The organism is Comamonas trifloxystrobinivorans (assembly GCF_043359985.1).
GTDB lineage: Bacteria > Pseudomonadota > Gammaproteobacteria > Burkholderiales > Burkholderiaceae_C > Comamonas > Comamonas trifloxystrobinivorans.
Genome location: NZ_JBHZGV010000008.1, coordinates 173,586 through 192,488 on the forward strand (window position 1 = coordinate 173,586; position 18,903 = coordinate 192,488).

General features: G+C 62.4%; 14 protein-coding genes and 1 pseudogene. 7 read left to right on the top strand and 8 right to left on the bottom strand.

The features are described 5' to 3' along the window. Positions 1 to 122 precede the first annotated feature (122 nt). Positions 123 to 2,243, bottom strand: coding sequence for a 3-hydroxyacyl-CoA dehydrogenase NAD-binding domain-containing protein (locus ACFIQF_RS11335; RefSeq protein WP_393942869.1), 2,121 nt, complete (start codon positions 2,241 to 2,243; stop codon positions 123 to 125). A gap of 121 nt (positions 2,244 to 2,364) precedes the next feature. Here ACFIQF_RS11335 and ACFIQF_RS11340 point away from each other — a divergent pair, with 121 nt between their 5' ends. Continuing rightward, positions 2,365 to 3,264, top strand: coding sequence for a LysR family transcriptional regulator (locus tag ACFIQF_RS11340; RefSeq protein WP_393942871.1), 900 nt, complete (start codon positions 2,365 to 2,367; stop codon positions 3,262 to 3,264). 18 nt (positions 3,265 to 3,282) lie between these two features. On the opposite strand, the pseudogene ACFIQF_RS11345 reads toward ACFIQF_RS11340, so the two are convergent. After that, positions 3,283 to 4,193: pseudogene (locus ACFIQF_RS11345) on the bottom strand (bestrophin family protein). Positions 4,194 to 4,333: 140 nt separating this feature from the next. Continuing rightward, entirely contained in the window at positions 4,334 to 5,677 is a 1,344-nt protein-coding gene (locus tag ACFIQF_RS11350) for a replication-associated recombination protein A (protein WP_393942874.1), read from the bottom strand. A gap of 308 nt (positions 5,678 to 5,985) precedes the next feature. On the opposite strand from ACFIQF_RS11350, the gene brnQ reads away from it, so the two are divergent. After that, positions 5,986 to 7,305 (top strand): branched-chain amino acid transport system II carrier protein, encoded by a 1,320-nt coding sequence (brnQ, locus tag ACFIQF_RS11355; RefSeq protein WP_393942876.1) that lies wholly within the window; start codon positions 5,986 to 5,988, stop codon positions 7,303 to 7,305. Positions 7,306 to 7,387: 82 nt separating this feature from the next. On the opposite strand, the gene lolA is transcribed toward brnQ, so the two are convergent. Together lolA and ACFIQF_RS11365 are read right to left on the bottom strand one after the other, a co-directional pair. Further along, on the bottom strand, positions 7,388 to 8,020 hold the full coding sequence (gene lolA / locus ACFIQF_RS11360; RefSeq protein ID WP_393942878.1) for an outer membrane lipoprotein periplasmic chaperone LolA: 633 nt from the start codon (positions 8,018 to 8,020) through the stop codon (positions 7,388 to 7,390). Positions 8,021 to 8,163: 143 nt separating this feature from the next. Then, positions 8,164 to 10,584, bottom strand: a complete 2,421-nt coding sequence (locus ACFIQF_RS11365) for a DNA translocase FtsK (protein WP_393942879.1) — start codon at positions 10,582 to 10,584, stop codon at positions 8,164 to 8,166. 541 nt (positions 10,585 to 11,125) lie between these two features. Here ACFIQF_RS11365 and trxB point away from each other — a divergent pair. From trxB to rpmG, 3 genes are all read left to right on the top strand, one after another. Then, positions 11,126 to 12,079 (top strand): thioredoxin-disulfide reductase, encoded by a 954-nt coding sequence (trxB, locus tag ACFIQF_RS11370; RefSeq protein ID WP_393942881.1) that lies wholly within the window; start codon positions 11,126 to 11,128, stop codon positions 12,077 to 12,079. Between the two features lie 239 nt (positions 12,080 to 12,318). Then, a complete protein-coding gene (gene rpmB / locus ACFIQF_RS11375) occupies positions 12,319 to 12,552 on the top strand; it encodes a 50S ribosomal protein L28 (protein WP_012207163.1) in 234 nt (77 codons plus the stop codon). A gap of 11 nt (positions 12,553 to 12,563) precedes the next feature. Then, positions 12,564 to 12,734, top strand: coding sequence for a 50S ribosomal protein L33 (rpmG, locus tag ACFIQF_RS11380; RefSeq protein WP_393942883.1), 171 nt, complete (start codon positions 12,564 to 12,566; stop codon positions 12,732 to 12,734). A 388-nt stretch (positions 12,735 to 13,122) separates the two neighbouring features. Here rpmG and ACFIQF_RS11385 read toward each other — a convergent pair whose 3' ends face one another. Continuing rightward, complete coding sequence (locus tag ACFIQF_RS11385) at positions 13,123 to 14,658, bottom strand: aminotransferase-like domain-containing protein (protein WP_393942885.1); 1,536 nt, start codon at positions 14,656 to 14,658, stop codon at positions 13,123 to 13,125. 210 nt (positions 14,659 to 14,868) lie between these two features. On the opposite strand from ACFIQF_RS11385, the gene ACFIQF_RS11390 reads away from it, so the two are divergent. Beyond that, positions 14,869 to 15,222, top strand: a complete 354-nt coding sequence (locus tag ACFIQF_RS11390) for a hypothetical protein (protein ID WP_393942887.1) — start codon at positions 14,869 to 14,871, stop codon at positions 15,220 to 15,222. Between the two features lie 77 nt (positions 15,223 to 15,299). Here ACFIQF_RS11390 and ACFIQF_RS11395 read toward each other — a convergent pair whose 3' ends face one another. Further along, a complete protein-coding gene (locus tag ACFIQF_RS11395; RefSeq protein WP_393942888.1) occupies positions 15,300 to 16,571 on the bottom strand; it encodes an RsmB/NOP family class I SAM-dependent RNA methyltransferase in 1,272 nt (423 codons plus the stop codon). Between the two features lie 45 nt (positions 16,572 to 16,616). Further along, complete coding sequence (locus ACFIQF_RS11400; RefSeq protein WP_393942890.1) at positions 16,617 to 18,536, bottom strand: hypothetical protein; 1,920 nt, start codon at positions 18,534 to 18,536, stop codon at positions 16,617 to 16,619. A gap of 111 nt (positions 18,537 to 18,647) precedes the next feature. Here ACFIQF_RS11400 and ACFIQF_RS11405 point away from each other — a divergent pair, with 111 nt between their 5' ends. Next, complete coding sequence (locus ACFIQF_RS11405; protein ID WP_393942892.1) at positions 18,648 to 18,902, top strand: DUF1653 domain-containing protein; 255 nt, start codon at positions 18,648 to 18,650, stop codon at positions 18,900 to 18,902. Position 18,903 lies beyond the last annotated feature (1 nt).

Sequence of the window (18,903 nt, forward strand, 5' to 3'; positions counted from 1 at the left end):
GACCGTTGATTTTGGTTTTGTCCGGCTGTCGCGTTTGTCGCCAAAACCGCTAACAGCCATTTGTTTTGCGGCAACCCAGGTTTTGGCTGGGCCAAAGCCCTGGGTGCCAGGTTGCAGCCCGTTCAGGCTGCCTTGTTCAGGCTTTCGAAGTTCTCGCCCTTTTCCACCAGCTCCAGCAGCAGCGGCGAAGGCTTCCAGAACAGCGGGTCTTCCTTGGCGAATTCCTGAATATCAGCCAGCACCTTATCCAGGCCCACCATGTCGGCCCACTTCATGGGGCCGCCGCGGTAGCGCGGGAAGCCGTAGCCGTAGAGGAAGGTCACGTCCACATCCAGCGGGCGCAGAGCAATGCCTTCGCGCACCACGTTCGCGCCTTCGTTGACCATGGCAGCCATGTAGCGGCGCATGATTTCTTCATTGCTGAAAGCGCGTGGCGTGACGCCGGCGCGTTGGCGCTCGGCATCCACAATGGCCAGCACTTCCGGGTCTTGCACACCGGTGCGTGCGCCTTGCGGGTAGAGGTAGAAGCCGCGCTGCGTCTTTTGGCCGAACCAGCCCTTTTCGGCAATGCGGTCGGCAATTTGCACATAGCGAGCTTTGGGGTCGCGCGTGGCGGCCTTGCGCTTGCGCGTGGCCAAACCAATATCGCCACCGGCCAGGTCAGACACCTGGAACGGGCCCATCGGGTAACCGAACTCGCGCACCGCCTCGTCAATCTGGTAGGGCGAGGCGCCGTCTTCCATGATGGCGTTGGCCGCATCGCGGTACACGGCCAGAATGCGGTTGCCGATAAAGCCGTCGCAAACACCAGCGCGCACGGGGATCTTCTTCATGCGCTTGGCCAGCTCGAAAGCCGTGGCCACCACATCGGCGCTCACCTTGGCAGGCACCACGATCTCCAGCAGCTTCATGATGTTGGCTGGGCTGAAGAAGTGCAGACCCACCACATCTTGCGGGCGCGAGATGCTGGCGGCAATGGCGTCAATATCGAGGTACGAGGTATTGGTGGCGATGACCGCGCCGGGCTTGCAAACCTTGTCGAGCTCGGCGAAGACGGCTTTTTTCACGCCCATTTCTTCGAACACCGCTTCGATCACCAGGTCCACCTGGGACAGCGCAGCGTAATCGGTGCTGCCGCTGTAGCGCGCCATGATGGCTGCCTTTTTCTCAGCCGTCATGCGGCCCTTGGCGATCAGGCCGTCGTACACCTTCTCGACATTGGCGCGGCCGCGAGCGATAGATTCATCATCGCGCTCCACCATCACCACCGGGAAGCCGGCATCCAGCGCCGCCACGGTAATGCCAGCGCCCATGGTGCCGCCACCGATCACGCCCAGCGTGTTCAGTGCGCGCGGCGCTGCGGCCTTGGCCTCGGGGATTTTGGCGGTTTCGCGTTCGGCAAAGAAAGCGTGGATCAGGCCAGCGCGCTGCGGGCTTTCCAAGCATTGCACGAACAGCTTGCGCTCGTTCTTCATTCCTTCGTCGAACGGCAGATCGAGCGCGCCTTGCACGCATTCGATGATCTTGCCAGGCGAGAACAGGCCACGGGTTTTCTTGGCGGATTCGGCCTTGATGGCATCCAGCTCGGCTTGCGCTGCAGCCTTGTCGGCCAGGGCAGCGGCTTCGCGGGTGCGGCGCACAGGCGCTTTGTCATCCAGCAATTGGTTGGCGTAGGCCAGGCCGGCGCTGCGGGCATCGGTGCCAGCGGGCTCAACCTTGTCGACCAGGCCCATGCTCAGCGCTTCTTCGGCGCCGGCGTGGCGGCCCGAGAGCATCAGATCCAGTGCGGCCTTCACGCCAATCAGGCGCGGCGTGCGTTGCGTGCCGCCAGCACCGGGCAGCAGGCCCAGTTGCACCTCAGGCAGGCCCAGCTTGGCGCCCGAAACGGCCAGGCGGTAGTGGCAAGACAGCGCCACTTCCAGGCCACCGCCCAGAGCCGGGCCGTGGATGGCGGCCACCACCAGCTTGTTGCTGCTTTCCAGCTGCATCAGCACATCGGGCAGGCTCGGCGGCATGGCGGGCTTGCCGAACTCACGAATATCGGCACCGGCGATGAAGGCCTTGCCGCTGCCGACCAGCAGCACGGCTTGCACTTGCGCATCGGCCTGGGCCTGGGCCACGGCATCGGCCAGGCCTTGGCGCACAGCCTGGCTCAGCGCATTGACGGGGGGGTTGTTGATGCTGACGACCAGAACACGCCCTTCGAGGGCGGTGGTCACAACGGCGGCGTTCTCTGCGCTCATGCTTGTCTCCTTGGCATAAAGTGAAACCGAAGTACCAAAGCATTGTCAGCCACAGCAAGGAGATTTGACAATCCCATAGACTATTGACAGACTGTCAAATGACTTAGAACAATAACCTGCCATGGACCAATCTGCGTTGACCTTGCTGGTGGAGATCATCGATGCCGGCAACCTGAGCCGCGCCGCCGCCAAACTCAAGATGAGCCGCGCCAACGTGAGCTACCACCTGCAGCAGCTGGAAAAATCGGTCGGCGTGCAACTGGTGCGCCGCACCACGCGCCGGGTGGAGCCGACCGAGGTGGGTCTGCGCTTGTACGAGCATGGCCGCGCCATCCGCAACGAGCTGGCGGCAGCGGGCGAGACAATTCGCAGCCTTGGCAAAGGCCTGCAGGGGCGCGTTGGCTTGGCCGTGCCCAGCGGCTACGGGCAGTTGGTGATGACGGATTGGCTGATCGCCTTCAAGCGCCAGTACCCGGATATTGTGTTGGACGTGATTTTCGAGAACCGGGTCGACAACCTGGTGCGCGACGAAGTGGACATTGCCCTGCGCGTGCTGCCCACGCCGCCCGACAACCTGGTGGCGCGCCACATGGCCGAGATGAACTACGTCGCCTGCGCCAGCATCGACTATGCGCGCCAGAACATGCTGCCGCAGCAACCCGAGGATTTGCGCCATGTGCCGCTGATTACCAGCGGCGTGGTGGGCAGGCAATTGCTGGTGCGCGCCTACCAGGGCGAGCTGCGCAAGGAAATACGGCTGGAGCCCACGCTCATCTCAGAGCATTTCCCGTTTCTGCGCCAAGGCATCATGGCCGGGCTCGGCGTGGGCATCGTGCCCGATTACGTGATTCGCCACGAAGTGGAAAGCGGCGAAGTGGTGACTACCCTGCGCGACTGGCGCCTGAGCATCTTCGGCAACAACATGTATTTGCTGTGGATGCCCAACCGCCACCAGACCAAGGCGGTGCGCACCATGATCGACTTTTTGCTGGAACGCGCCGGCAAAGCCAGCGCGTCCTGAGCCGCAGCCCTGCAGCGTTTACAGCAGCAGAAAATCGCGCGCTTCGGGCTTGGCGGTGCGGGCCTGCTCGTCCAGCATCTCCATCATCGACGATTCGATCGTGTGGCACAGGCTGCCCAGCGCCAGATCGTTGGCAGACAGGCCAAACGGGTGCTCCAGCTCGGCGCCCAAGGCTTCCAGCGCAAAAAGGTGTAGGCCAGAAAGCAGACGATCACCGGCGTCATCGGGCCGATCGTGTCCAGCAAGCCAAATGGCAGCAAAAAGCAGTAGATATAGACACAACGGTGCAAGATGACCGAATAAGTGAACGGAATCGGCGTGCTGGAGATTCGCTCACAACCACCCACCGCATTGCCCATGCGCGCCATGGCCGACTCCAGCGCTGGCACCAGCACCGGGTTGAGAGCGCCTTGGCGCACCTGCTCGCCAATCCATTCCTGCACTGCCAGCAAGCCGACCGATGCCGGGAAATGGGCGTTGGCAATGCGCTCCACCTCGGCGGGTGAAACAAAAACCGCCAACTCGGGGCGCGGGTCGGTACCGCGCAACTGGTGCTTGAATGCGTAGACAAACGCGCACAAACGCTTGGCCAGCTCCAGGGATTGCTGTTTGCCAGCGCCCAGGGTCAAAGCCTGGCCTACCAGATGGCGGCTCTCCACCAGCAAAACGCCCCACAGCGTACGCGCCTCCCAAAAGCGCGAATATGAAGTGCTGTTTCTGAAACCCAGAAAAATCGCCAGCGTCAGACCGATGAGCGAGAACGGCACAAAGTTCAGCGACACCTTCCAGCTCAGGATGGAGCCGTGGATGTGGTAGATGAAGATCGCGAGCAGCGTGATGGTGATCAGCTGCGGCAAGATCACCGGCAAGATGGAACCGCGCCACACAAAAAGCATGCGCAGCCAGTGAACCGAGGGACGAACAATCATTTCCCAGATTGTCCATCTGGTTGCTCAAGCAACTTTCAGAAAATTCACTTTTTTCTGAAATTCTGCATGTTTCAGGTACGAGCCACTGCTAGCAAGGCACTTGCCCGTTGCTGCACTGCAACATTTACCCCAGCAAAGCGCTAATCCTCTTTACGGGCCGCCTGGTTAAGACCCTGCAAGCGTGCCAACTTCTCGCCAATCTTGATCTCCAGCCCACGCGGCACCGGCTCATAGAAAACCGGCTTGTCCATGTCTTCAGGGAAGTAGTTCTCGCCGGCGGCAAAACCGTCTTCTTCGTCGTGGGCGTAGCGGTAGGCTTTGCCGTAATCCAGGTCTTTCATCAGCTGGGTAGGCGCGTTGCGCAAGTGCATGGGCACAGGGCGCGTGCCGTCTTGCTTCACAAAAGCCTTGGCCTTGTTGTAGGCCATGTAGCCGGCATTGCTCTTGGGGGCGACTGCCAGATAGATGACAGCCTGTGCCAGCGCCAACTCGCCCTCCGGGCTGCCCAGGCGCTCGTAGGTGGCGGCGGCGTCGTTGCACATTTGCATGGCGCGCGGGTCGGCCAGGCCAATGTCTTCCCAGGCCATGCGCACAATGCGACGTGCCAGGTAGCGCGGGTCGGCACCGCCGTCCAGCATGCGCGTGAACCAGTACAAGGCAGCATCCGGGTCCGAGCCGCGAACTGATTTATGCAGCGCGCTGATGGTGTCGTAGAACTGCTCGCCGCCTTTGTCGTAACGGCGCATGCGCTCGCCCAGCACTTTCAGGAGCCAGGTATCGGTAATGCGCTCTACCTTGGCTTGCTCGGCGGTGATGGCCAATGTCTCCAGCGTGTTCAGCAAGCGCCGCGCATCGCCGTCGGCATAGGCAATCAGGCGCTCCAGCGCTTCATCATCAATAGCAGGCAAGGCTTGCAGCGCCTGGGCTTTGGCGACGATCTGCTTCAGATCTTCACTGCTCAGGCTTTGCAGCACGTAAACCGCTGCGCGCGAGAGCAAGGCCGAGTTCACCTCGAACGACGGGTTCTCGGTGGTGGCGCCGATAAACGTGAACAGCCCACTTTCCACATGCGGCAAGAAAGCATCTTGCTGGCTTTTGTTGAAGCGGTGCACCTCGTCGACAAACACGATGGTGCGCTGCTGCATGAGGCCGTCGCGCGCAGACTGGGCTTGCTCCACGGCTTCGCGGATGTCTTTGACGCCGCCGAGCACCGCGCTGATCGAGATGAACTGCGCATCAAACGCATCGGCCATCAAACGCGCAATCGTCGTTTTGCCTACGCCAGGCGGTCCCCACAGAATGCAGCTGTGCGGCCGGCCGGATTCAAAAGCCAAGCGCAGCGGCATGCCTTCGCCGAGCACCTGCTGCTGGCCCACCACCTCGGCCAGCGTGTGCGGCCTGAGGCGCTCGGCCAGCGGCTGGTGGGTGCCGCCGTGGCCAAACAAATCAGACTTTGTCGCAGGGGTGAATGTGCCTTGGGCCATGTCGCTTACGCTTTTTCGCAGAAAATTCGGGTTTATACGGATGTATTTTGCGTCTTACGCAAAGGCTGCCTTCGCGCTCCACGATGGAGTGCGTTGCCTCAGCCACCAACGATGGTAGCGCCACAAGCAGCCCACCATCGCTGTGCGCCATTGTCCCCCGTTGTGACCCACCGGGGTGCAGGAATTGCGCGCAGGCCTCCAGTTGTCACCGTTCCGCACCCGGACGCTGGCGCTGCCCGCCTCCGTGATTGAATTTGCCTGGCCGCAGCACGCCTGCCGTGCGCTGCCTGGCCTGCATTGGGACATACATGACTACGCTCAAGCTCCGAGACATTGTTGCGCTCGGCTTTATGACTTTCGCCCTGTTTCTGGGCGCAGGCAACATCATCTTCCCCCCCATCGTCGGCATGGCCGCAGGCGAGAACCTGCTGGGCGCCACCGTCGGCTTTTTGCTGACCGGCGTGGGCCTGCCGCTGCTGGGCGTGGTGGCTCTGGCGCGCGTTGGCGGCGGGCTCGACACGCTGACCTTGCCCATTGGCCGCATTGCCGGTACTACGCTGGCCTGCGCCATTTACCTGACGATTGGCCCGCTGTTTGCCACACCGCGCACGGCTACCGTGTCTTTCGAGATGGGCTTGGCGCCGTTCGTTGGCAACACGCCGCTGATGCTGCTGCTGTTCACCATTGGCTACTTTGCGCTGGTGATGCTGCTGTCGCTCTTTCCTGGCAAGCTGATGGACAACATCGGCAAGCTCATCACGCCAGTACTGATTGTGGCGCTGGTGATTCTGGGCGGCGCCGCCTTTTTGGCGCCTGCGGGCGGCTATAGCAGCTCAACAGCTGACTACAGCACGCAAACCGCTGCATTTGCGCAAGGCTTTTTGCAAGGCTACCAGACCATGGATGCGCTCGCCTCGCTGGTGTTCGGCATCGTCATCGTCAATGCCATCAAGGCCGCTGGCGTGACGGACCGCCGCCTGCACACCCGCTACGCGATTGCGGCCGGCATCATTGCCGCCGTCGGCCTGGGCCTGGTCTATATCTCGCTGCTCTATCTGGGCGACACCAGCAGCTCGCTGGCCGACAACGCCGCCACGGGCGTGCAAATCCTGACCGCCTACGTGCAACACACCTTTGGCGATGCCGGGCTGTGGCTGCTGGCGGCCGTGATCTTGCTGGCCTGCCTGACCACCGGCGTAGGCCTGGTCAGCGCTTGCAGCGCCTTCTTCAGCGAGCTGACCGGCTTCTCTTACCGCGGCGTGGTGGTGGCACTGAGCATTTTCAGCGCTGCGGTTGCCAACCAGGGCCTGGCCCAGCTGATTGCCGTGGCCGTGCCCGTGCTGGTGGGCATCTACCCCGTGGCCATTGCGCTGATTGCACTCAGCCTGCTGCACCGCTGGAACCGCCCCAGCCGCGTCTACATTCCCGTGATGCTGGTGGCCTTGGTGTTTGGCCTGTTCGATGCCGCCAAGGCCCTGGAATGGACAGCCCTGGTGCCCGCTTGGCTGGACAAACTGCCCGGCGCTGCACTGGGCATGGGCTGGGTAACACCGGTGGCTGCTGTGCTGGTGGTGGCTGGTTTGATCGACTGGTTCAGCGCCAAACAGCACGCACACGCCAAAGTCTGAGCGCGCCGCACAACAGACAGCCAAAACAAAACCCTGGCGCTCGCAAGAGCGGCCAGGGTTTTTTATCAGGCCAACCAGGCGCTTATTGGCGAATCACTTCTGCGCCCGAAGGGATATTGAACTCGAAGACAGAAGCCGGCAGCGAAGGCAGCGTTTTCAGGCCTTCAAAGCGCACGACCGAACGCTGGCCAAAGCTGTCTTCAATCTCCAGCGCCGTCAGCTGCTCATTCTTGAAGCCGACCTTGACGTTCTTGAGCTGGCCTTCCTTGAGCTTGGGCGTTGCCAGCACCCATTGCTGGCCATCGGCATCGGGGGCGTTGCTCAGCGTGAACTCGGATTTCAGCGCTTGCAGGCTGGCGGCCGAGGCCAGCAGGGCGGCCGGGGTCTGGCCCAGGGCCTGGGTTTGCTGGCGCTGGGTGACCTGGTTCAAATCCACGTCAAACAGCGTCAAAGTGCTGCCATCGGCCACGATGGTTTGCTCGAACGGCTTTTTGTAGAGGAACTTGAACTTGCCCGGGCGCTGGAAGGCAAAGCTGCCGCTGGAGGTTTTGACGCGCGGCGCCTGGCCTTCCTTGGCGGGCGAGGTCACCGTCTGGGTGAAGCTGGCCTCACCGGCCTGCGAGCTTTTCATGAACTGTTCCAGGCTGCCCAAGGCATCGGCCTGGGCCCAGCCGCTGATGCCGGCCAGCGCGGCGGCGGCAATCCAGTGTTTCATTGGTTTTCCTTTCGGGCACTGGCAGCAGCCAGCGCAATGGGGGCAAATTATCTGCTTGGAATGCGAACAGCACCGAAAGTGCCGACAACTGCCCTGCTTTCGGTGCTGTTTTGCGTTTTTTTACGAAACAGAGACTGCGCTGTTTATTCGTCGCCACCAGGCCGGTGCGCCACCAGCACTTCGCGCTGGCCGCTGCCGGTGAGCGCGCTCACCAGGCCGGCACGTTCCATTTCTTCGAGCAGGTTGGCCGAGCGGTTGTAGCCGATGCGCAGTTTGCGCTGCACGTACGAGATGCTGGCCTTGCGGTCTTTGAGCACGATCTCGACCGCCTGGTCGTACATCGGGTCTTTCTCGCCGCTGCCGCCGCCATCTTCGTCGCCAAAGCCGGAATCGCCTTCGCCGGTGCCGCCTTCGAGCACGCCTTCGATGTAATCGGGCTCGCCCTGCTCTTTGAGGTAGCTGACCACGCGGTGCACTTCGTCATCTGACACAAAAGCGCCGTGCACGCGCACCGGGAAGCCGGTGCCGCTGGCCATATAGAGCATGTCGCCCATGCCCAGCAGCGCTTCGGCGCCCATCTGGTCGAGGATGGTACGGCTGTCGATCTTGGAGCCGACGGAGAATGCGATACGCGATGGGATATTGGCCTTGATCAGGCCGGTGATCACGTCTACGCTCGGGCGCTGCGTGGCCAAAATCAGGTGGATGCCAGCTGCACGCGCCTTTTGCGCCAGGCGGGCAATCAGCTCTTCGATCTTTTTGCCCACCACCATCATCAGATCGGCCAGCTCGTCGATCACCACCACAATGTGCGGCAGGCGCTGCAGCGGCTCGGGCGATTCGGGCGTCAGGCTGAAGGGGTTGGGAATGCTTTCTTCGCGCGCCTTGGCTTCGTCGATCTTGGTGTTGTAACCGGCCAGGTTGCGCACACCAAGCTTGCTCATCAGCTTGTAGCGGCGCTCCATCTCGGCCACGCACCAGTTCAGGCCGTTGGCGGCCTGCTTCATGTCGGTCACCACCGGGCACAGCAGGTGCGGAATGCCTTCGTAGACCGACATTTCGAGCATCTTCGGGTCGATCATCATCAGGCGCACGTCTTTGGCCTCGGCCTTGTACAGCACCGACAGGATCATGGCGTTGATACCGACCGATTTGCCCGAGCCGGTGGTACCGGCCACCAGCACGTGCGGCATTTTGGCCAAGTCTGCCACCACCGGCTTGCCCACGATGTCTTTGCCCAGGCCCATGGTGAGCAGGCTCTTGGCTTCGTGGTATTCGTTGGAGCCCAGAATCTCGGTCAGGCGAATGGTTTGGCGCTTGGCGTTCGGCAGCTCCAAGGCCATGAAGTTTTTGCCCGGAATGGTTTCGATGACGCGGATCGACACCAGCGACAGCGAGCGCGCCAGATCTTTGGCCAGGTTGACGATTTGCGAGCCTTTGACGCCGGTGGCCGGCTCAATCTCATAGCGCGTGATGACCGGGCCGGGCGCGGCCTCGACCACGCGTACTTCCACGCCAAAATCCTTGAGCTTTTTCTCGATCAGGCGGCTGGTCATTTCCAGCGTTTCGTAGGACACGGTTTCCTGCGTCTTGGGCGCTGCATCGAGCAGGTCGACTTGCGGCAGCTTGGTGTCGCGCAACTCGTTGAACAGCGGCTTTTGGCGCTCTTTCACCACACGGGCGCTGGGCACCGCCTGCGGTTTGACGGGTTCAGCAATATGCAAACTCGGCTCCGCCGCCGGGCGCGCGGTTTTACTGCCGGGCGCCAAATCAAACATGCTGTCAAAGCCTTCGGCAGAGGGCTCCAGGCGCGAAGCGGCGGCGGCCGGCGCTGCGCTCGATACCTCGGCTTCACGGGCCTGCGCTGCCTTTTTGCCCACGGCCTTGTCGGCGGCGGCCTCGCGGCGCAGCATCAGTTTTTGGAAAAAGCCTTCAATGCCAGCGCCTACTTTTTCGGCAATCTGGCCCCAGGAGAAACCCAGAATCCACGACATGCCCAGCAGCAGCAGCATGACGCCAACGATGCCCGAGCCGGTAAAACCCATCCACTTTTCAGCCAGTGGGCCCAGCAAAAAGCCCAGCACGCCGCCGGCCGAGCCGGGCAGTTGCGCTTCAAAACGATAGAGGCGCGACCATTCCAAGGCCGAACTGGCCACCAGCAGCAGCAGCAGGCCGCCCCAGAAAACAATGCGGCGCCACCACAGCGGGCGCGGATCGTTAGGCGGGTTTTCGCCTGCGCGCAGCCAGCGCGCCAGCGACGAGAACCAGGCCAGCACAGCGGCCACGACCAGCCACCAGACGGAGAAACCCACCATGAAGTAGCCGCCGTCGGAAATCATCGCGCCCAGACGACCCATCCAGTTGCTGACATGGCCGGCCACCTGCGTGCCCGAGGTGGACCAGGCGGGATCCTTGGGCGAGTAGCTGACCATGGCGGCCACGCAAAACGCCATCAGCAAAAAGGTGACGATGAGCACCAGCTCATGCCCAAAGCGGCGCACCCCCATGACCAGCGACGCGCCCGCGCTGTGGTGTGCATTCGATTTCTTCGTTGAAGTAGCCATAACCTAAGAGTGAGAGCTTACCCTAAGCGCGCCATAAATTCGATAGCAAAACCGGCCCGCGCCCCACTCTGACGCCTGCCCGCGACGCCTGTTGGCGCACAAGCCAACCAAGCAAGTACCCACCTCGCCCTGGCCACAGACCGGGCTGCCCGGCGCAGGCTTGGCGAGTCTTTGAATAAAAACATGTGTTTGCGCTTTTAGCACCATGTTGCAGCGCTATCAAAAACAAAGCGTTTGTCTGCTACAAGCAACACTTTGTAATGGACCGTGGCCGCTGGCGTGCTTGCAACGCTGGCCGGGCCCTGCGCGCTGCCGGACGATTGTTGTCAATCCGTGCCCGCTTCCGGCAGGCGGCGCACGCAGCCTGCCCAGCAAGATGGCTTGTACCGATCAGGGACATTGACAAAAACCATCCACAAGCAACGCCGTCTGTTTGATACTCTTGCATGTTTTGCTGGCCGCTGCCCTGCAGCCGCCCAGCGCTGCCTTTTGACTGGCGGGAGCGCCTGCGCGCCTGCCCCACGACTGCGATAGGAGTTCCATGTCTTCCGTCAACCAACACGCCAAAGTGCTGATTCTGGGCTCGGGCCCTGCTGGCTGCACCGCTGCCATCTACGCTGCGCGTGCCAACCTCAATCCCGTGCTGATCACCGGCATGGCCGAGGGCGGCCAACTGGCCACCACCACCGAAGTGGACAACTGGCCAGCCGACGTGATGGGCGTGCAAGGCCCCGAGCTGATGCATCGTTTTATGGAACACGCCGCGCGTTTCAAGACCCAGATCGTGTTTGACCATATCAACAAGGTCGACCTGAGCAAGCGCCCCTTCACTCTGACCGGTGACAGCGGCACCTACACCTGCGACAGCCTGATCATCGCCACCGGCGCCTCGGCCAAGTACCTGGGCCTGCCCACCGAAGAGGCCTTCATGGGCCGCGGCGTGTCGGCCTGCGCTACCTGCGACGGTTTCTTCTACCGCGAGCAGCCCGTGTGCGTGATCGGCGGCGGCAACACCGCCGTGGAAGAAGCGCTGTACCTGAGCAATATCGCCAGCAAGGTGACCCTGGTGCACCGCCGCGACAAGTTCAAGGCCGAGCCCATTCTGGTGGACAAGCTGATGGAAAAGGTCAAGGAAGGCAAGATCGAGCTCAAGACCCACTTTGTGCTCGACGAAGTGCTGGGCGACCAAAGCGGCGTGACCGGCATCCGCATCAAGAGCACGCAAAGCGACAAGACGGAAGACATCGCCCTGCAAGGCTGCTTTATCGCCATTGGCCACCACCCGAACACCGACATTTTCCAAGGCCAGATCGAGCTGGAAAACGGCTACATCGTCACGCAAACGGGCCGCGCCGGCTTTGCCACGCAAACCAGCGTGCCCGGCGTGTTTGCCGCTGGCGATTGCCAGGACCACGTGTACCGCCAAGCGATTACCAGCGCCGGCACCGGCTGCATGGCCGCACTGGACGCCCAGCGTTTCTTGGAACAGGAATAAAGCCCTACAAAGCGCCTGCTGGCCCGTTTTGGGCTTTCAGGCTATAATCCTTGGCTTTGCTGCTTGCCGCCTTTCGCAATGTTCGGCGCGTGAACAGGAAACTACTGCAGAGCTTTCTGCGGTGAACATGGGCTACCGCCACCCTTTGATTGGCGAGGTGAGGCTGCCAGCCGCGCCGCTTGCCAGCAATGGCTGAGCGGCACAGGGCGAGCAGCTGTTAAAACTTTCGGAGTGTCCTGATGGCACGCGTTTGCGAAGTAACGGGCAAGAAGCCCATGGTGGGAAACAATGTTTCCCACGCCAACAACAAAACCAAGCGCCGGTTCCTGCCGAACCTGCAATATCGCCGTTTCTGGGTGGAATCGGAAAACCGCTGGGTGCGCCTGCGTGTTTCCAGCGCCGCTCTGCGTCTGATCGACAAGAACGGTATTGATTCTGTGCTCGCAGACCTGCGTGCACGTGGCCAAGCTTAAGGAGATACATCATGGCTTCCAAAGGCGGACGCGAAAAAATCAAGCTGGAATCGACTGCCGGCACCGGTCACTTCTACACGACCACCAAGAACAAGAAGACAATGCCTGAAAAGATGTTGATCACGAAGTTCGACCCCAAGGCTCGCAAGCACGTCGAGTACAAGGAAGTGAAGCTGAAGTAATTCGGCCGAACACAAAAAACCGCCTGGCGCAAGCCGAGGCGGTTTTTTTTATGATTCATGAGGGGTTACAGGGGTAGGCAAGCTAAGTGACGAACTCATCGTTCGTGCTTGGTACAGAGTCTTCGTTTTGAGAGTGGCAATATGACCACTCATGCGTGCTCCCATAGTCTTGCCGTACCAAAGTACTGCCTGCGACTATGCGATCTACGCCTGAGCGGCCATCTTGCCATTGAAGCGGAGTTCCGGCTCATAGCTACTCTGCTGAAGGGTGCTGTTTGAATACCGGTCAACCAAGAGCCCCACAAATCCGTGATGAGCCTTTTTCGCCCCGACACGGCTTAACCGGGAGTGCGAGCGTGGTGACTCACCAAACCCAAGCTGCAGCCCTTCACCCCCGAGGCGGCAATCCCAGTTGCGCATGGAGCATGCGGCCCAGCGTCCGATAGGCCTCTTCCACCTCGGGCGTGAAAGGCATGCCGCAGCTCAGGCGCAGAAAGTGGTCGTAGTGGCCGGTGTTGCTGAACATGTCGCCAGGGGCGGTGCGAAGGCCTGCAGCCAAAGCCTCGTCATACAGGCGGCTGCTCGATATTTGCTCGGGCAGCTCCAGCCAGATGCTCAGGCCGCCAGCGGGCAGGCTCAGGCGCGTACCAATGGGGAAATAGCGCGCCACCGCTTGCGCAGCCGCCTGGCGCTGCACCCGCAATTGCTGGCGCAAGCGCACCAGATGGCGCATGTAAGCAGGCGATCCCACCGTGCGCGCGCCCAGCAACTGCGGCCAAACCGGCAAATTGCGTGAGCGCGCAAATTTGATCATCTGTACCCGCTCATGCCAGCGGCCAGCATTCATCCAACCCAGGCGCAGGCCGGGCGCATAGCTTTTGGAGAGCGACGAGCAATAGATCACCGAGCCGTCGGTGTCCCAGGCTTTGCAGGGGCGCAGCACTTGGTCGGTCTCGACAAACTCGCGGTAAATATCGTCTTCGATCAGGGCCACGCCGTGTGCGCGGCACAGCGCCACCAGGCGCTGTTTGTGGCTGTCGGGCATGGTGGCGCCCTGCGGCATTTGCAAGTGCGGCACCACCACCACCGCCTTGAGCCGCGGGTGCGTGCGCAACGCCAATTCCAGCGCCTCGATCGACATGCCCGTATGCGGGCTCGACGGTATCTCCAGCGCCTGCAGCTTTTTCGCCTCTACCGCCTGCAAGATGCCGTAGAAAGTGGGGGATTCGATGGCCACCACGTCGCCCGGCTCGGTCAGCGCATCCAAGGCCAGGTTCACGGCTTCGGAGTTGCCAAAGGTCGCGGCCACATCCATGGGCGCCACATGCACGCCAAAGCTCAGCGCATAACGCGCCATGGCGGCCTGAAAATCGGGGTGCGTGAAAGGCGCTGAAGGGCCATGCACCAAGATCTGCGGCTGCTCGCGCAGCAAGGCGATGGCATGCTGATTCAGCAGTTTGGCATCGAACAGCTCGGGCGCAGGCATGGCGCTGCCCAAATCCACTTTGAGCGCCCTTTTGAGCCGCGCCTTGTTCAGGTATTCGGCCGCACGCTCGCCAATGCCGGCAAAGCGGTGGTCTTGCAGGGGCAAAGGCGCCAGCAATTGCGGCTCGCGGGCAGCGGGCATTTGCAGGGCAGTGTCGCGCACAAAGTAGCCAACGCGCGGGCGCGCCTCGATCAGGCCGCGCGCCTCCAGCACACGCAACACCTGCAAAGCTGTGCTGTGGCTGACATGGTGCAAGCGCCGAATCTCGCGCACCGAAGGCATGCGCGCGCCCACGCCCAAAGCCTGCTGCGCAATGGCCTGTTCAAAATGGGCCGCAATGCGCTCGTACAGATAGTCCTCATCCGCCACTGGCGGTGCAGCGGCCTCATGGGCGCCAGCGGGCACAGGCTCCAGCAGATGGGGTTCGGTCAAGGACATGGCGGGCTTTCAAGAGATCACGGTCAAGCGCTGTATCGTCCGCTATTCAGCCCCGGCAGAACAGATACAGAAAGCCCCATTTTCAAGCAGAACAGCGGCAGTACCAAATGCACTGTTCTGCTGTCTGACCCGGCGCGCTGTGTCTGTTGCGGTACCCGCTGATTTTTTACGCTAGAGCCCTGTATTCAGCCCACTTGGAAAGCGCAAAAAATGAGCAGCACACAAAGCTACAGCCTGGCCCAGGCAACATCTACCCAGCAAGACAGCGCAGTGGCGCGCACCAGCGTTTTAACCATTGCACCCGGCCAAGCGCAGTGGCTGCACCTGGAAGCTGGCAGCTCGCTGTACTGCAGCACGGGCGCAGTAGTAATCAGTTCGCCTTGGCACAGTGCATTGGCGCTGACCGCCGAGCAAGCTCCGCATTGCAACGGCGTACACGCAGGCTGGTATTGGCTGGAGGCTCGCTCCGCTGAAGGTGCGCAAGTGCACATCAGCCACCAGGCCCATGCCGGCTGGCAAAGCGCCTGGCAAGCCGTGGCCCGCTGGCTGGGCTGGCAAGACTGAGGTTTGCACAGCCGCAAAGCAAAAAGCTGCCGGCGCTTTGCATCAGCACCGGCAGCTTGTAGAGGTGAAGCGGCTTTTTACTTGCGTTGCCAGACAGCGGCAAAGAAGCCGTCCGTTTGGTGCAGATGCGGCCACAGGCGCAGGTAGCGGCTGTTGCTCTCGCCACCGCTGCACAGGCTGGCGGCCTGCTCCACCTTCAAGCCGGCGAGCAGCTCGCCCGCGTCCAAAGGCACAAAGTCTGGATGGGCGGCGGCAAATGCTTCGGCAATGGCTTCGTTTTCTGCAGGCAGGATGCTGCAAGTGGCATACACCAGACGGCCGCCGGATTTGACCATGCGCGCCGCGCTGTCGAGGATGGAGGCTTGCTTGACGGTCAGCTCGTCGATCGCCTTCTGGCTTTGGCGCCACTTCAGATCGGGGTTGCGGCGCAAGGTGCCCAGGCCCGAGCAAGGCGCATCGACCAGCACGCGGTCCATCTTGCCGACCAGACGCTTGACCCGCTCGTCGCGCTCGTGCGCGATGGCAGCCGGGTGCACGTTAGACAGGCCCGAGCGTGCCAGACGCGGTTTGAGTGCTTCCAGCCGGTGCGCCGACACATCAAACGCATACAAACGGCCCGTGCTGCGCATGGAAGCGCCCACAGCCAAGGTTTTGCCGCCAGCGCCAGCGCAGAAGTCGGTCACCATTTCGCCACGCTTGGCATCGAGCAGCAAGGCCAGCAGTTGCGAGCCTTCGTCTTGCACTTCGACCCGACCTTTGACAAAAGCATCCAGGCGCGAGAGTGCGGGCTTGTTGGCCACGCGCAGACCCCAAGGCGAGTACGGCGTAGGCTCGGCAGTAATGCCCGCTTCTTTCAGCTCTTTTTGCAGATCGGCGCGCTTGGTGTTGAGCGCATTGGCACGCAGATCGAGCGGCGCGGGCTCCAGCATGCTGGCAGCCAGCTGCTCAAACTGCTCGCCTACCTGCGCTTGCAGCGGCTGTACCAGCCATTCGGGCAGGTTGTGGCGGTGCTGCGCCATCAGGCTGTCGGGGCTGGTGGCGTCACACTCGTCGAGCCATTTCACCTCGGCCGGGCTGAGTGCCGCCTTGACGAAGGTGCGCGGGCCGGCAAAGCCCAGGATCGCCAGACGGCGCTCGCGGGCGCCGCTGCCCGAGCGGGCCAGCGCCTCGAACAGGGTTTTCTTGCGCAGTACGGTATAGGCGGTTTCGGCCAGGGTGGCCCGTTCGCGCGGGCCCAGGTTGCGGTGCTCGCGGAAATAGCGCGACACCACGGCGTCGGCCGGGTGTTCGAAAGTCAGGACCTGCGCAACCAGTTCGGCGCAGGCATCTAGTAAGGCTTTGGGATGCATGGGCGCTATTGTCCCATTGCGCCAGTATCCGGGCAGCGCTCCCGGCTAAGCCTGTGGCTGGACGCTAAACACCAGGGCCGCTTCCAGGGCCGCCAGGCGCTTGGCGGCTTCGGGGCCGAGCTCGTCCAGATGCACGATCGAGCCCGGCATCAGCTTACAGATGAGCAGCTCACGCTCCAGAAAGTCGCTCCACTGCTGCTCCAGCTTTTTGTTCTGCTGGTAGTGCACGCCCGGCCTGTCCAGCACCAAAACCAGCATGTGCGAGCCGCGCACCGCACGTATGGGCCGCGCCAGCAACCAGGCGCGGCGCAAGCGCGGGCAATGCGCCAGGTGCAGCTTGAGCACGGCCATTTCCGAGGGCCACCATTGCTTGTCAAGCGCGGCATCGGCCACCGCCTGGTGCAAAACACCCTGCTCCTGCAGCTCTTCGCGCAGCTTTTGCTGCTGCGCCTCGGCTCGTTCGGCGCGCTTGTCCCAATCGATGCGCAAGCGGCGAATGGTGGCTTCGTAGTACTCGTCGGCCTCCAGCACATCCAGCACGCCCAACGCCAGGCGGCACCAGTAAGGGCGCATGGCAGGCAGCAGGTCGAAAGCCTGGGCCAGAAACTGCAGCTGGTCTTCCATGTCCATGCCCATGTGCAAGCTGGCACAAGCGGCAATGGCCCGCGGATGCTCGGGCGCCAACTCCAGCGCCCGTTTGTAGAACGGCAGGGGATCGTCGCGGTAGGCGCTGAGCTGCAGGTTCCAGCCCAGCTCGACCAGGCCATCGGCATCCAGATACGGCTCGCGCGGCATCAGCTCAGCCACTCGCGCCTGCGATTGGCGCAAGACCTGGTGGTAGACCGTCCAGTCCGCCGCATGGCGCTCGCACCAGCGGCCGTCGAGCAGCTCTATCCAGCGCTCGGAGCGCTTGCCCAGCCAGGCGAGGCTGTTGCTGCCGGACATGGGCGTGAGCCCGGGCGGGACCCCCAGGTTCTCCAGCCGCTCGCGCAGGCCGGGGCGCGTGCTGTGGTAGCCGGCGGGCGCCTCGTATTCCTGGCGCCAGGCCTGGTAGACCCAGTTCACATCCATACTGTGGTTCATGACGCCAGCCATCAGGCTGAAAGGGCCGATCGGCGTGGGCAGCTCACGTGCACGCGACCAGTGCATGGTCCAAAACTGTTCGCGAAACCAGCGCCCGCGCACCGCCACTTCTGACAGGGCATCGCCCATCAGCTGCTTGCTCACCAGCTTGGCGGCCAGGCGGTCGGCCACCAGCTCGTCGCCTCGCGCCAGCACAAAACTGGCCGCCCACCAGCGCGGCAGATACCAGCGCATGAAGCGCTCGTTGACCCAGCCCAGCCGCGTCATCTGGCGCCGGTCGGCCAGGCGGTCGTGCAAACCCTGCAAGCGGCGCCGCGCCCGGTAAACCGCGCCGCCCAACCAGTCCGGTGAGCGGCGCAAATGCGAATATTCTTGTGCCAGCATGGCGATCAGGCGCGGCCGGTCAATGGCCATCGCCAAGGGCAAACCCAGCAGCAGGTAATTGTGTGCAGGTTGCAGGCCGCCCAGGCGTGAGCGCTGCAACATGCGCAAGTCGTAGTCTTCGGTAATGACCAACTGGTCGATGCGCGGGCCGCCGATTTTCTGGCGGATGCGCTCCAGCGCCTCGAACAGGCGCGGGCATTCGGCCGGTGGCACGGCAATGCCTGTGGGAGCCACCCAATCGGAGCGGGTGAGCCGCAGCACGCTCAAAATCAAGGCCAGGCCGCCAAACAGCCCAAAAATCTGCTCGCCTCTGAAACCTTTGCCCGACCAGGATACCCCGGCCCAGGCGAGCAAGCCCAGGCCCAGCAGCAACCCGCCCCAGACCCAGACCAGCGCCAGCAGCGAAAACAGCGCCACTGCGCGCCGGCCGGCACCCGGCCGGTCAGCGTAAGCCTGCTCATAGGCATCGACACGCTGCACGAAATCGATGTGATCCACCCCACCCTCCGGCAATAATCATCGGGCGGCCATGGCCCGCGCCACAGCGCGGCACGCCATGCATCACCCCTTGGTATGCTTCTGGCTCAATAGCCTAAAACAATTTTTCAGATGATGGAACAGATTCCCCCTGCCGCGCCCGCAATTTCACCCGGCTTGTACCGCCACTACAAAGGCCAGCTCTACCAGGTGCTGCACCTGGCTCGCCACAGCGAAACCCGCGAGTGGCTGGTGGTTTACCAGGCTTTGTATGGGGAGTTTGGCATCTGGGTGCGACCCGCGGCCATGTTTGCCGAGAGCGTGCAGATCGAAGGCCGCAGCCTGCCACGCTTTGCAGCATATTCGCCACAAAGCAGCGGCGAATAGC